11 protein-coding genes are annotated in these 14,252 nt (G+C 63.5%); 4 read left to right on the top strand and 7 right to left on the bottom strand.

The window, feature by feature from the left end; translation table 11 throughout:
* The first annotated feature begins 124 nt into the window (after nt 1–124).
* A complete protein-coding gene (locus tag AC6CHL_RS13440; RefSeq protein WP_038690989.1) occupies nt 125–874 on the top strand; it encodes an SDR family NAD(P)-dependent oxidoreductase in 750 nt (249 codons plus the stop codon).
* 140 nt (nt 875–1,014) lie between these two features.
* On the opposite strand, the gene AC6CHL_RS13445 is transcribed toward AC6CHL_RS13440, so the two are convergent.
* From AC6CHL_RS13445 to AC6CHL_RS13475, 7 genes are all read right to left on the bottom strand, one after another.
* Nucleotides 1,015–1,371 (bottom strand): VOC family protein, encoded by a 357-nt coding sequence (locus AC6CHL_RS13445; RefSeq protein ID WP_498294782.1) that lies wholly within the window; start codon nt 1,369–1,371, stop codon nt 1,015–1,017.
* Nucleotides 1,372–1,441: 70 nt separating this feature from the next.
* Nucleotides 1,442–2,224: a helix-turn-helix domain-containing protein gene (locus AC6CHL_RS13450; protein ID WP_498294784.1), complete on the bottom strand. Its 783-nt coding sequence runs from the start codon at nt 2,222–2,224 to the stop codon at nt 1,442–1,444.
* A gap of 213 nt (nt 2,225–2,437) precedes the next feature.
* Nucleotides 2,438–3,313 carry an SPOR domain-containing protein gene (locus tag AC6CHL_RS13455; RefSeq protein ID WP_141058124.1) on the bottom strand — a complete coding sequence of 292 codons (876 nt, stop codon included), beginning with the start codon at nt 3,311–3,313 and terminating at the stop codon, nt 2,438–2,440.
* Nucleotides 3,314–3,331: 18 nt separating this feature from the next.
* A complete protein-coding gene (gene argS, locus AC6CHL_RS13460) occupies nt 3,332–5,020 on the bottom strand; it encodes an arginine--tRNA ligase (protein WP_498294786.1) in 1,689 nt (562 codons plus the stop codon).
* Between the two features lie 150 nt (nt 5,021–5,170).
* Nucleotides 5,171–5,869 (bottom strand): RadC family protein, encoded by a 699-nt coding sequence (radC, locus tag AC6CHL_RS13465; RefSeq protein ID WP_498294787.1) that lies wholly within the window; start codon nt 5,867–5,869, stop codon nt 5,171–5,173.
* Between the two features lie 123 nt (nt 5,870–5,992).
* Nucleotides 5,993–7,894: an ATP-dependent helicase gene (locus AC6CHL_RS13470; protein ID WP_498294788.1), complete on the bottom strand. Its 1,902-nt coding sequence runs from the start codon at nt 7,892–7,894 to the stop codon at nt 5,993–5,995.
* A 1-nt stretch (nt 7,895) separates the two neighbouring features.
* On the bottom strand, nt 7,896–9,845 hold the full coding sequence (locus tag AC6CHL_RS13475; protein ID WP_498294789.1) for an ATP-dependent nuclease: 1,950 nt from the start codon (nt 9,843–9,845) through the stop codon (nt 7,896–7,898).
* A gap of 245 nt (nt 9,846–10,090) precedes the next feature.
* On the opposite strand from AC6CHL_RS13475, the gene coaBC reads away from it, so the two are divergent.
* Genes coaBC through AC6CHL_RS13490 form a run of 3 tightly spaced genes read left to right on the top strand, consistent with a single transcriptional unit; the run spans nt 10,091 to nt 14,175 of the window.
* The gene (gene coaBC, locus AC6CHL_RS13480; RefSeq protein WP_498294791.1) at nt 10,091–11,350 is read left to right on the top strand and encodes a bifunctional phosphopantothenoylcysteine decarboxylase/phosphopantothenate--cysteine ligase CoaBC; all 1,260 of its coding nucleotides are present in this window, start codon (nt 10,091–10,093) and stop codon (nt 11,348–11,350) included.
* A complete protein-coding gene (dut, locus tag AC6CHL_RS13485) occupies nt 11,347–11,820 on the top strand; it encodes a dUTP diphosphatase (RefSeq protein ID WP_038690973.1) in 474 nt (157 codons plus the stop codon). The genes coaBC and dut overlap by 4 nt, the downstream gene beginning before the upstream one ends.
* A gap of 15 nt (nt 11,821–11,835) precedes the next feature.
* On the top strand, nt 11,836–14,175 hold the full coding sequence (locus AC6CHL_RS13490; RefSeq protein WP_498294793.1) for a phosphomannomutase/phosphoglucomutase: 2,340 nt from the start codon (nt 11,836–11,838) through the stop codon (nt 14,173–14,175).
* The last annotated feature ends 77 nt before the right edge of the window (nt 14,176–14,252 follow it).

Below are 14,252 nucleotides of genomic sequence, written 5' to 3' on the forward strand. Positions count from 1 at the left end.
AGATTTCGGCAAGCCGGGCAGAGCCCGGCTCTACGCGATCCCGCCCGCGCCCCACGTCGCCGCCCCCCGGCACACACCCCCCGCATCGGTGCGAAAATACCCGTGATTCCCACGGAGTACCCCGATGACCCGTACCGCTCTGATTACTGGCGCCACCTCCGGCTTTGGCGCTGCCGCCGTCCATCGTTTCGCCCAGGCCGGCTGGCGCGTCATCGCCACCGGCCGCCGCGCTGAACGGCTGCAGCCGCTGGTCGACGCCTACGGTCCCGAGCGCGTACATGCGGCCGTCTTCGATGTGCGCGACAGCGCCGCCATGGAGGCCGCGCTGGCCGCCCTGCCGGCCGACTTCGCCGCCATCGACCTGCTGGTCAACAACGCCGGCCTCGCCCAGGGCACCGCCCCGGCGCAGAGCGCCTCGCTGGACGACTGGCGCACCATGATCGACACCAACGTCACCGCGCTGGTCACCCTGACCCACCGCCTGCTGCCGCAGCTGGTAGAGCGCAAGGGCGCCATCATCAACATCAGCTCGGTGGCCGGCGTGTACCCGTACCCGGGCGGCAACGCCTACGGTGGCACCAAAGCCTTCGTCAGCCAGTTCTCGCTCGGCCTGCGCGCCGACCTGCACGGCACCGGCGTGCGCGTCACCACCATCGAACCGGGCATGGCCGAAACCGAGTTCACCCTGGTGCGCACCCACGGCAACCAGGCCGCCTCGGACACCCTCTACACCGGTGCCAACCCGATGACCGCCGACGACATCGCCGAGCAGATCTTCTGGGTGGCCAACCTCCCGGCGCACCTCAACATCAACCGCCTGGAACTGATGCCGGTAAGCCAGTCGTTCGCCGGTTTCCAGGTCGCGCGCGACTGATCCAAGGGCATCGGTGGCCGGTCGTGCCGGCCGCTGGCCGGCACCTCGCCACGCGAACAAACCGGTAGAGCCGACCGTTGGTCGGCTGCTCTCGGCGCATACCCACCGCTGACGGCAGCCGACCAACGGTCGGCTCTACCTCAGGCGGCTGTCCACACCGCCAACTCATACCCATCCGGATCGCGGAAATGAAACCGCCGCCCACCCGGAAACTCGAACGTTGCCCGGCAGATGTCCGCCCCGGCGGCTTCCACCCGCCGCTGCGCGTCGGCCAGATCGTCGGCATACATAATCACCAACGGCCCACCGGGCCGCACCGGCTCACCCGTGGTGAACCCGCCGCGCAACCGGCCATCGTCGAACTCGGTGTACCCCGGGCCGTAATCGGTGAACGACCAGCCAAACACGCTGCCGTAGAACGCCTTGCTGCGCGCAATGTCGGCCACGTTGAATTCAATATTGTCGATCCGGCGATCGTTGCCGTGTGCGGTGCTCATGGGGGCATCTCGTTGAAAGGAACCCCAGCATCGCCACCCCGGCCGCGCCGGTCTTGAACAAAACGGCCAGTCAGCTACGCCACTGCGCGCACAACTGCGCCGCCCCGATCCCTGCCAACGCCCGTACCTCGCGGCTCAGGTGTGACTGGTCGGCATAGCCCACGTCCGCCGCCAACCCCGCCAGCCCATCGTCCGGGCGCGCACGTGCCAGCGCCAGGAACCGCTGCAGCCGCAGAATCCGCTCCAGCATCTTCGGCCCATAGCCAAACTGCTCGTGGCACAACCGGCGCAGGCTGCGCGTGCTCACCTGCAGCGCCGAACTGATCGCGGCCAGATCGTGGCCACCGGCCCGCACCTGCCCGAACACCCGCGCCGCCACCGCGTGGCGCCCCCCGGTAGAGCGGGGAAGCCCAGCCAGCGCCTGCGCAAACAACCGCTGCCGCGCATCGCCATCGCCCACGTCATTCAAGCGCGCCGCCATCTGCCGCGCCTGCGGCCCCAGCACCGCATCCAGCTCCACGGCCATGCCCACCATCTCGCCCAGCGGCACCCCCAACCACGCCCGCGCCGCGCCCGGCTGGAACCGCGCGCCCAACACCTGCGCACCGGGCATCAACTGCGGGTGCGCAGCCACCACATCTGGCCCCACCACGTACAACCGCCCATCGCGCCACAGGATGTCCACGCAGCCATCGGGCAGCACCGCCACCTCACCGCTGTGCCCCACCGGCAGATCGCTGCGCCACAGCTGCCCGAAGCAGCCTTGCAGCGCAGCCGGCGGCGTCCATTCGCGATAGCGACCGGTGGCACCGGCAACGCCGGGAAGCTCAGCAGGATCGGGGCAGGAAGACATGCATGGACGATAGCGCACTGCCAGGTGGTCGCCAGCGAGGGCGGCTGCCTGAAACAAGAACGCCGACCCAAGGGTCGGCGTCCAAGTTGCATCTGGAGCAACAGCCCCCTTGGAGTGCAAGGGGGCGCGCCGGCAGGCGCGGGGATGTGGAGGTACCAGCAGGGGCCCGAGGTTTCGCGTAGCGCAACCTTGGGGTAGTCGCGCGGCGCGCGGCTACTGCGCCTTGATCGCCATAGCCTGAAGCCCCGTCCCATCCAGCTTCTGCTTGGCCTCCGCCAGCTCCCCGGCGCTGCCATACGGCCCCATGCGCACGCGGTACACCGTCTTGCCGTTGATCTGCGCCGATTCCACCCGCGCCGCCAGACCAATCATCGCCAGCTTGGCCTTGGTTGCCTCGGCATCGCCAGACGCGCCAAACGCACCGGCCTGCAGGATGTAACGCACGTTGCTGGCGGCCGGCGCAGCCGCCGCTGCAGCAGGCGTTGCCGCCGCAGTAGCCGCCGGCTTCGGTGCCGCCGGGGTAGCGGCCGCCGTTTGCGCCGGCGTTGCCGCCGCAGCCGTGGTCGCCGCCGGGCGCTCCGCCACCGGGGCGGGCAGCGGGGCGGTGCTCACCGGTGCCGCCGACGTGGTTGCCGCGGTGCTGGTCGGGGCCGGTGCCGGCGGCAACGGACGGCCTTCCAACGCCGCCTGCGCGCGCTGCGCCTCGGCCTTGGCACGGCGCTGGTCTTCCGCACGCGCGCTGGCCGCCAGCTCCGCATCGGACATCTCCACTTCCTTGCCGGGCAGCAAGGTGTAGAAGTCGTACTGCGTAGCTGCCGGCTTGGCCGGTTCGGCAGGCTTGGCCGCCGCGCCCGGCTTGGGCAGTTCAGCGCCCACGTCGGTATCGGCGTCGCTCACCGGGGCCGGCTGGGCGTTCGGGTTCGGCTGCGGGCCTACCCGCAGGAAGCCGTCACCGTCGCTCTTGAACAGGTTGGGTGCTGCCAAAAACACTACGGCCGCAATCGCCACACCGGCCACCAGCCACACCCATCCCGGCGTGCCCTGGTTGCTGTTGCGTCGTGCCTGGCTCTTGCCGCGTCGTGCTGCCATTTACTGCTTCTCCACTGCTTACATTTTTTCCGGGGCGGAAACGCCCAGGACGCTCAGACCATTGGCCAGCACCTGGCGCGCCGCGCAGGCCAGCGTGAGCTTGGCGTTGCGTTCGGCGTCGTCAGCCACCAGCACCTGCGTGCCGTGATACCACGTGTGGAAGGCGTGCGCCAATTCACGCAGATACTGCGCGATCAGGTGCGGCTCCAGCGCGATACCGGCTGCTTCCACCACTTCCGGGAAGCGCGACATTTCAATCATCAGCCACAGCGAGGCATCGTCGTTCAGCGACGCCACGCCCGCCAAGCCTCCGCCCGGCGTGTAGCTCAGGCCCTTCTCCTGGGCCTGGCGCAGCAGGCTGCACACCCGGGCGTGCGCATATTGCACGTAGAACACCGGGTTGTCGTTGCTCTGCGCGCGGGCCAGGTCGATATCGAAGGTCAGCTGCGAATCGGGCTTGCGCGCAATCAGGAACCAGCGGGTCGCATCGCGGCCGGCTTCTTCAATCAGGTCGCGCAGGGTCAGGTAGCTGCCGGCACGCTTGGACAGCTTCACTTCCTCGCCGCCGCGCATCACCGTCACCATCTGGTGCAGAACGTATTCCGGCCAGCCCTTGGGAATGCCCACGTCCAGCGCCTGCAGGCCGGCGCGCACGCGCGCCAGCGAGCCGTGGTGGTCTGCGCCCAGCTCGGTGATGGCGCGCTCATAGCCGCGCTGCCACTTGCTCAGGTGGTAGGCCACGTCCGGCAGGAAGTAGGTGTAGGTGCCGTCGGACTTGCGCATCACGCGGTCCTTGTCGTCACCGAAGTCGGTCGAGCGCAGCCACAGCGCGCCGCCCTCCTCATAGGTGTGGCCGGCCGCCTTCAGCTGGGCGACGGTCTCTTCCACCTTGCCGTCCTTGTACAGCGAGCTTTCCAGGAAGTAGATGTCGAAATCCACCCCGAACGCCGCCAGGTCCTGGTTCTGCTCGTTGCGCAGGTAGGCCACCGCGAAGCGGCGGATGCCATCCAGGTTGTCCGGGTCGCGCTCGCCCACCACCGCGTGGCCTTCCAGCTCTACCGTGGCGCCGGCCAGGTAGGCGTTGGCCACGTCCTGGATGTAATCGCCGCGGTAGCCCGCCTCCGGCCAGCCGGCGTCATCGGGCTTGAGCCCCTTGGCGCGCGCCTGGGTGGACAGGGCAAGGTTCTCGATTTGCACGCCGGCGTCGTTGTAGTAGAACTCGCGCTTGGCGTTCCAGCCGTTCACATCCAGCAGGCGCGCCAGGCAGTCGCCGATGGCGGCGGCGCGGCCATGGCCCACGTGCAGCGGGCCGGTCGGGTTGGCCGACACATACTCCACGCCCACGGTACGGCCGTTGCCGCTCAGGTTGCGGCCGTAATCGGCGCCTTCCTTGAGCACGCTGGCCGCTTCGCGCTGATAGGCGCTGGGGGCGAGGTGGAAATTGATGAAGCCCGGGCCGGCGATCTCAACGCGCAGTACATCGGCGCTCTTGGGCAGCGCATCCAGCAGCGCCTGGGCCAGGGCGCGCGGATTGCTGCGCGCCGGCTTGGCCAGCAGCATCGCGGCATTGGTGGCGAAATCGCCGTGCTCACGGGTCTTCGGGCGTTCGACCACGAATTCCGGGGTCAGGGTATCGGCCGGCAGAGTGCCGTTGGCGCGCAAGGCTTCGATGCCTTGGCTGATCAGGGCGCGGAGGAGATTTTTCACAAGGCCTGCTTTGGGACTGGAGCGGCGGAATCGGCAATTTTAGCCTAGATGGCGGGCCGATCCATTGAACGGGGTTGGGGCAGGGGGCTTTAGGGGGCTTGGGACCGGTTTCGGGGCTTCGGACAGGGGTATCTGGGCTGACTGGGACGTTCAGCCCCGAAAGGAGAGGGTGGGTTCGAGCCAGCCGCGTTCAGCCATGGAGACGGGGGTGCCTTCGCCTACTACTACGTGGTCCAGGAGGCGGACTCCCACCAAAGGCAGGGCTTTTTCCAGATGACGGGTGATATCGCGGTCGGCGGCGGATGGCTCGGCACTGCCGGAAGGGTGGTTGTGGCCAATGATCACCGCTGCCGCGTTGTGGAACAGGGCGCGGCGTGCCACTTCGCGCGGGTAGACCGCAGTAGAGTCGATCGTACCGTTGGATAGCTCTTCAAACGCGAGCATGCAGTTGCGCGTACTCAAGAACATTACGGCGAAGACTTCGTTTGGCCGGCCGCGCAATCTTTGTTTGAAGTAGCGCATTGCAGCCTTAGGATCGAGCATGCTTTCACCTCGGTCCAGCTCCGCCCGCAGGTGGCGGTCGGCTAGCTCAAGTGCTGCACCGAGAGTGCATGCTTTGGCCACCCCAATTCCCGGTAGCTTCCTCAATTCTCGCGCGTTGAGGTCTAAAAGACGCCTCAAAGGACCGTGTGCCCTCACCAGCAGGCGGGCGTTCTCCATGACGTCCATGCCGTGACGGCCATTGCCTAGGAAGAGAGCTAGGAGCTCGGAGTCGGTTAATGCCTGTGCTCCGAGAGCCATCAGCTTCTCCCGGGGTTGCTCACTCTTGGGCCAGTTCTTAATTGCCATGCTGGCAATGCTTGCCTTGGAGGTCAATGAGTGCCATCGGATGTTTCCGTGGCAACAGGTCGGAAAAATCCTCAAGCGAAGTGAAACGCACATAGGCGCTTCACTCCACGGCACAAATACTTGCTAAGGGGACGGAGGAAATCCCATCTCGGACAAAAATCTAGATGGCTTCTTCGCGTAGCCGCGGTACCGGCCTGCGCGCGTCAGTATTAACTGCTCTTTCGCCCTCGTGATCGCGACAAAGCAATTTCGTCTCTCTTCTTCAAGCTCTTGGCTATCGGCGCCTGCCTTCAAGCTAAAGTATGAGGGAAGCACCTCCTCGGCAAGGCCAACCAAGATTACAAAATCGTACTCTCGCCCTTTGGCCGCATGAATCGTCATAAGGGAAACAGTATCGGGAGGGAGCGGTGGCTCCTTTGATTGCAGCGCCATGTGCTGCAAGAATTGATCAAGAGGAAGATCACGCCCATAGGTGGAAGAAATACTCCGATTGAGTGCCTTCCAGGCTCTAGAGTCCTCTGCGACGTCTTCCTGTTCATCAAGTGGGGATTCGAAAGAGCTAATCGCATTGTCCACAAAGCTCCTAAACCCTCTCAGATCTCCAAGCAGCCCATAAATACTCCGTGCGATCTCAACCAGACGCAAGTCAGATGAGCTCGCTAATGCCAAAAGCCACTCATCCAGGAGTGATCGAGTAGAGCCTTCCGCGACAGATGCAATCAAGTCAGAGGAGAACTTGGTTGAGTGCATTCTATTAAACGAAGAAATCATGTAGTCAAAATTCCGCCTATCCTGAGGTCGGACGGTCTGCCTGAGGAGGCTGTGAAGCCAGCAGTATTGTGCTGAAATGAAGTCATCTCGTCTCTGTGAAATTGCGCAGCCTACTCCCTTTCTTTTGAGTGCACTACGAATCATTACCAGTAGCGCCTTGGTCCTCGCGATGACGGCAATTTCGCTCCTGGTGCCAATCGGTTTGGCAAATACGAAGTCTGCCACCGCCTCCGCTTCGTCAGTATCGGTTTCGTACGCGCCTAACAGAATAGACTGGTCTTGGGGCACGGCTGTCTCAACCTTCCCTGCAACAAGCTGCATTTTTGCTTGCGTGCGAGTAATGTTGTGGCGGACAAGGTTGTTGGCTGCGTTAACGATAGCTGGCGGGCATCGGTAATTGGTTGGTAGCTGAATAAGGCCTGGAGAAAAATCCTCTCTAAACTTCAGCAGTTGTTTGAAGCTGGCGCCATTCCATTGATAGATGATCTGATCATCATCGGCAACTACGAAAATGTTCTTAAACGTGTCGCCGGCGAGTGATCTAAGGAATTTGTACTGCGCGCGATTCGTGTCTTGAAACTCGTCAATGAGCCAGTGCTTATAAGTTTTTCTATATCTCGCGGCGATTCCGTCGAAGCTGCTTACTAGCTGATGCGCCTTTAGCATCAAGGAGTTGAAATCCAGTGCGTTCGCTCGCTTTAGCTCTTGCTCGTAAGCAGAGTAGACCCGCGCAACGTTCGCGCCTTCTTCCGCGTCCTTGAATCGACTTGCTGCCTGAGGAACGTCAATGAGTAAGCTCTTCAATTTGTCAATCAATTGGAGATAGCGAACAAGGGAAGCATCATTGACGTTTCCCGAGGACCTGCGCAACCCGTCCTTCAAGAGTTCTCGCCTGTCTTCGTCGAGCGAGTAGATGGTGAAGTCACTCGGAACGCCGATATGAGAGCCGTGCTGCTGAAGCATCTGCATGCAGAACGAGTGGAACGTGCCGACCTGGGCGCGCTCTTCCTGGCCGTCGCATAATGCGTGAAGCCTAGACTGCATTTCATCCGCGGCTTTATTGGTAAACGTCAGGCCGAGCACTCGAAATGACTTTCCCTGGGAATCTTTCAATATTCTTGCGATACGGCTAGTAAGTACGCGCGTCTTTCCGGATCCGGGTCCCGCTAGCACGAGCAGGGCGCCCTCATCCCAATCGACGGCGCTGCGCTGCGCTTCTGTAAGCGTTTCGTACTGCTCTTGATAGGCATTCATGCTAGTTGAGTGTCCGTAACATTTGGATGGCCGCGACGAATCGTTCAGGCATGGAGTGAGCTACCGAAGGGTCTTTGCTGAGGAGCTTACTCAAACTTACCGCTAAGCGGGTCTTCTTGCTCTTAAGGAACCTCATCAGGTCTTCAATTGCCACGGTGGCGGAATTTGCAAGACCCATTTCCGCAGCTATACCTCGAAGCAAAGGCTCGTTACCTTGAGCCAAGATCTGGTCTTCGAGTTCGCCGTGCTCATGCAAGAAGCATCGATCCGAAACCTCTTCTTGCGAAAAGCCCTGTCCTCCGATCGACTGTACGTAGCTGCGACCTGCGGCGTCGTTGTCGAATACCGCAATCCATGGGATCTGCAGGGCTCTCGCTAAGACGCAAAAGTTCGAGGGACTTCCATTGTTCTTTGCGTCAATAACCGATACGCCATTTGCATCAAGAGAGTATCCAGTGGCCTCGCCAATCGCGTGCAGTAATATGAAGTCACTTTGGCCCTCCACGATCAACCAACGTCGCGCAAAAAAAATCTCGCCGCGAATGCGTCGCGCGTGTTCTTCAAGATCATCCAATACTGCATCGCTCACAAACTTCTGAGATTCGTCAAACACCGACTTCAGGTCTTGGCGGATGGTTGGCTCTTCAGCATGGCCCGCATAAAGCGAAAGTAAGTCGGAATAGTGCTGTATCAGCATCTTGCCGATTATGGAAATGCGCTGGGTGGCCTTGTCATAGGTCAAGTTTCTGTGGCGAGGTGCGATGAATCCGTCGAGAGCCTCAATGTGCGGAATTTTTGCGGAGAACTGAGAGGGCAGAGAGCTGAATGAAGTTCCACTTCCATCTGTGCGAATAAGTCGAAGGTCTCGAAACGGGACGTGCTGCACGAAGTATGGGGAGTGAGTGGTTACGATCTTCTGGCCCGGCAGTTCTGACACGTGTCTCCATAGAGTCCGAGCTGCTTGTGGATGAAGATGCGTCTCGGGTTCCTCCAGTGCCAAAAACGGTTTTGTATCTTTGTGAAAAAGCTCCTGCAATAGCTCGTTCACGAATGCTTGGAACAGAAATATAACTGACAAGCTTTGTACGCCGCGGCCATGGCGCCCAAGGGGAAGCCATGGGTGCTTTTCGGTTGTTTTGAGAATGACTTGTGCGCGTGAAAGTAGATCCCAAGCCTTCAGCGGAACCATTCGAATGCCTACCCCGCCTGGCTCGTCCTCCATGGCTACCGTCCCAATTCCTTTAAGAGTTTTGGCGATGTTTGAAATCTTCGGATCTGCGTCCAAAAGTCTCCTGTTGAGCCTGTCAAATACCTGCTGCGATCTTCTCGATAGCTGCTGAGGAATGTTAATTGATCTCAGAAGACGCCCCCAAAACTGCGACCGGGATGCGAACTCGTCGTCGGAGTCTCTAAGTGCATCTAAGTAGAAGACAGGGATGTACTCGAAGAATCTGTTCATATTTATTAATCGAGCTCCTTTGCCTTTCAGCGGTGCGCGATCAGATCCGAGGAATTCCCATTTTGGAATATAGCTTTCTTCGCTTTCGACCCAGGAGCAGCTGACCTTTAAGATGATGGAAACTCTATTCGTTACTGGATCCACCTGAAGGGTGTCTTCAAGGTCGGCTTGGAGGTCCTCTCCCCACTCGCCGGCTTCTTTCTCTGAAAGCTCAATTTCAATTTCGATTGGTGGAGCAAGCTTCGGATCACTGTCGTCTTGGTCAAGGCGGCAGTCGTACTCTGTAAATCCGGTGCCTCGTTGGCCCCATCTCCGAGTTAGCGCAATTCGAAGGGCTTCGAGGATCGCCGTCTTCCCTGAGTTGTTTGGACCGATGAGTACGGTTGTCTGTTCCAGAGGTAGGTCCAGATCTTTAATGGATCGGAAGTTCCTGATTCTGATCCGTGTGATATGCACAAGAAGTCCTTTTTGGTCAGGCTGGAGCTTGTTCAATCATATGCTCTGGTGCAGATGAACTGGAGCACTTTTGATCGCAGCAACTTTGCAGTTGGAGATCTTAGATATCCACGGGTCGCCCCCGGTGTTGCTATCCGGCGCTGCTCCAAGCGAGAGGCTCTCGCGGGCAACTAGAGTGGCCGCCCTCATGACCAAAAACACCCCCCTCATGCCCCTGAGGCATGAGCCCCCCACACCCCATCAGGTAAGCTAAACGCCTCAGTTCGACAGGAAATTCGCAGGTGGCTGACTCCCCCCAGGCTTCTCCGGCGTCCGCGCGCCCGCTGCAAGGCCAGAAGCTGTTGTTGTGCGTAGGGGGCGGCATTGCCGCCTACAAGTCGCTGGAACTGGTGCGTCGCCTGCGCGATGCCGGGGCCCAGGTGCAGGTCGCCATGACCGCCGGGGCCCAGCAGTTCGTCACCCCGCTGAGCTTCCAGGCCCTGTCCGGCCAGCCCACTCGCACCACCTTGTGGGACAGCGCCGCCGAGCAGGCCATGGGCCATATCGAGCTGGCCCGCTGGGCCGATCGCATCGTGGTGGCCCCGGCCACCGCCGATCTGCTGGCCCGGCTGGCCCACGGCAATGCCGATGACCTGGTCACCACGCTGTGCCTGGCTACCACCGCGCCGCTCACCGTGTGCCCGGCCATGAATCACCGCATGTGGCAGCACCCGGCCACGCAGGCCAACATCGCCTTGCTGCGCCAGCGCGGCGCGCAGGTGATCGGGCCCGAAGACGGCCCGCTGGCCGAAGGCGAATCCGGCCCGGGCCGGCTGACCGAACCCAATGCGATTGTTGCGGCACTGGCCGCGCTGCAGGCGCCGGCCGCTGCTGAAGCCGCGCCCGAGCAGCAGCTGAAGGGCCTGCGCGTGGTCATCAGTGCCGGCCCCACCTACGAAGACCTGGACCCGGTGCGCTACGTGGGCAACCGCAGCAGCGGCAAGATGGGCTATGCGCTGGCCGCCGCCGCCGTGCGCCAAGGCGCGCAGGTGGTGCTGGTGAGTGGCCCGGTGCAGCTGCCCACCCCGGCCGGGGTGCAGCGGGTGGATGTGCGCTCGGCCGCGCAGATGCGCGAAGCGGTGCTGGGCGCGCTGCCCGCCGACATCTATATAGGCGCGGCCGCGGTGTCCGATTACACCCCGCGCCAGGTGGCCCCGCAGAAATTGAAGAAGACCGCCGGCACCCAGACCCTCACGCTGGAGCTGGTGCGCACGCCGGACATCCTGGCCGAGGTGGCCGCGCAGACCAACGCGCTGAAACTGGTGGTCGGCTTTGCCGCCGAAACCCACGATGTGGAGAAGTACGCGCGCGGCAAGCTGGTGGACAAGCGCCTGGACCTGGTGATTGCCAACCAGGTGGGCATTGCCACTGGCGGTTTCGAAAGTGATGAAAACGCGGCCACGGCCTACTGGCAGGGCGGCGAACAGGTGTTCCCCGGCACCTCCAAGGCGCTGCTGGCCGAACAACTGTTGTCCCTGATTGCCCAGAGGTTGCACGCATGAGCGTTGATTCCACCCTTCAGCCGTTGCAGGTCAAGCTGCTCGACCCGCGCTTCGGCGATACCTGGCCGCTGCCGGCCTATGCCACCGAGCACAGCGCCGGGCTGGACCTGCGCGCGGCGCTGGAGACCGAACTCACCCTGCAGCCAGGCGATACGGCGCTGATTCCCAGCGGTATCGCCATCCACATCGCCGACCCGAACCTGGCCGCCGTGGTGTTGCCGCGCTCGGGCCTGGGCCATCGCCACGGCATCGTGCTGGGCAACGGCACCGGGCTGATCGACGCCGATTACCAGGGCCCGCTGCTGATCAGCGCCTGGAACCGCGGCCGCGAGCCCTTCACGCTGCAGCCGGGCGACCGCATCGCGCAGCTGGTTGTGCTGCCCATCGCACGCGTAAGCCTGCAGGTAGTGGATACTTTCACCGACAGCGCCAGGGGAACGGGTGGATTCGGCCATACCGGGGTGCGCTGACCAGGGGGAAGTTCCATGAGCAAGGCGAAGGCGGAAGGGCAACCGAAGCTGGCAAGCAAGCGCACCGGGCCACTGGTGGTGGCCGCGCTGGTGCTGCTGGCTGCATGGTTTGGCTGGAGCGCGGTGCGGCAGTGGCAGCAGGCCTCGGTGGGCACGGAGCTGGAACAGTCGCGTGACCAGATCGTGGGCGGGGTGCAGACGGCGCTGAGCGGCCAGCTGGACCAGCTGCGCAAGTTGGTGAAAAGCGAGCGTGTGGCAACGGCGCTGCGCAACGGCGATGGCCAAGCCACGGCCGTGGCCATCCGCGAGGGCTGGCCGGGCACCGAAGAGGTGCAGGTCATCCCCGCCAGCCTGGACGCGGCCTATGCCGACCCGAAGGCCTTCGGTTACTCGCGCCTGGCGCTGCTGGAAGCGGCCAACGCCCGGAACGAGGTGGTGGCCCGCGTGGTGCGCGATGCCGGCGGCCAGCGCCTTGGCCTGGCGGTGCCGGTGGTGCTGGGCACGCAGGGGCCGGCGCTGGTGTACGTGCGCCAGCCGCTGCTGCGGCTGACCGCCACCTTTGATCAGGTGCGCGTGCCGGGCGCAGGCTACGTGGCCCTGCGCCAGGGCAACCACAACGTCATTGAACAGGGCAACGCGGGCTTGGCCGGCGGTGCCGAGGCGCTGGCGCGCCCGATCGGCAAGAGCGGGCTGCGCCTGGCCGCGGCCGTGCCGGATATTGAACCGGGCCCGCTGGGCCTGGGTGCCATTTCCAGTGCGGTGGTGGCGCTGCTGCTGTTGGCCATCGCCGGCATGCTGCAGTTCGGCAAGGGCAAGGTGCCGATGCCGCGCCGCCGCGCGTCGAAAGACGCCACCGAAGAAGACGGCCCCACGCTGCGCGAAAGCCTGGAACAGGTGCCGCTGGCGGTGGTGCCGGCCGTGGCCGAAGGCGGTCCGCCGCCGGTGCCGGGCGTAGCGGGGCAGGACGTGCCGGCCGGTATCTTCCGCGCCTACGACATCCGCGGCGTGGTCGGGCGCGAGCTCACCCCGCAGGTGGCCGCGCTGATCGGTCAGGCCATCGGTTCGGTGCTGCAGGTGCAGGGCCTGCGCGAGATCGTGGTGGGCCGCGATGGCCGCCTGTCCGGCCCGGAACTCAGTGCCGGGCTCATCGAGGGCCTGCGCCGCGCCGGCTGCGATGTCATCGACATCGGGCTGGCGCCTACCCCGGTGGTGTACTTCGCCAGTTACCACCTGCGTGCGGGCAGCTGCGTGGCGGTCACCGGCAGCCACAACCCGCCCGACTACAACGGCTTCAAGATCGTGGTGGGCGGCGAAACGCTGTCGGGCGACGCCATCACTGAACTGTTCCTGCGCATCCGCGACGGCCAGCTGCACGTGGCGGCCGAGCCGGGCAGCCTGAAGCAGCGCGAGGTCAACGCCGATTACATCCAGCGCATCGCCGACGACGTGCAGCTGGACCGCCCGCTCAAGGTGGTGGCCGATGCCGGCAACGGCGTGGCCGGCGAACTGGCCCAGCCGCTGCTGGAAGCCATCGGTGCGGAGGTCATTCCGCTGTACTGCGATGTGGATGGCACCTTCCCCAACCACCACCCGGACCCGAGCGACCCGCACAACCTGGAAGACCTGATCCAGACGGTGAAGCGCTTCGACGCGGACATCGGCCTGGCCTTCGACGGCGACGGCGACCGCCTGGGCGTGGTCACCCGCGAAGGCAAGATCATCTACGCCGACCGCCTGCTGATGCTGTTCGCGGCCGACGTGCTGATGCGCAACCCGGGCGCGCTGGTCATCTACGACGTGAAGTGCAGCGGCAAGCTGTCCGACTACGTGCTGCGCAACGGTGGCAGCCCGCTGATGTGGAAGACCGGGCATTCGCTGATGAAGGCGAAGATGCGTGAAACCGATGCCGAGCTGGCCGGCGAGATGAGCGGGCACTTCTTCTTCAAGGAGCGCTGGTTCGGGTTCGACGATGGCCTGTATGCGGCGGCGCGCTTGCTGGAAATCCTGGCCCAGCGCGAGGAGACGCCGTCGGAGGTGCTGGACGAACTGCCCGACAGCGTGTCCACGCCGGAGCTGAAGGTGCCGGTGGAATCGGGCACTCCGCACGCGTTGGTGTCGTTGTTCGTGTCGGCCGCGCAGGTGGAAGAGTCGCCATTCGCCGGCGCTCGCCTGGCCACCATCGACGGCCTGCGCGCCGATTTCCCCGATGGCTGGGGGCTGCTGCGCGCGTCCAACACCACGCCGGTGCTGGTGCTGCGCTTCGAGGCCGATGATGAAGCGGCGCTGGAACGCATCAAGACCCTGTTCCGCGACCAGCTGCAGCCGTTGCTGCCGGGTGTGGACCTCGGGTTCTGATGGGCGTGGGTACCGACCAACGGTCGGTACCCACCGTCGCACCATCGGGTGCGCCACGACCGTTGGTCGTGGCGCAT

This window comes from Stenotrophomonas sp. GQ19 (genome assembly GCF_059758695.1).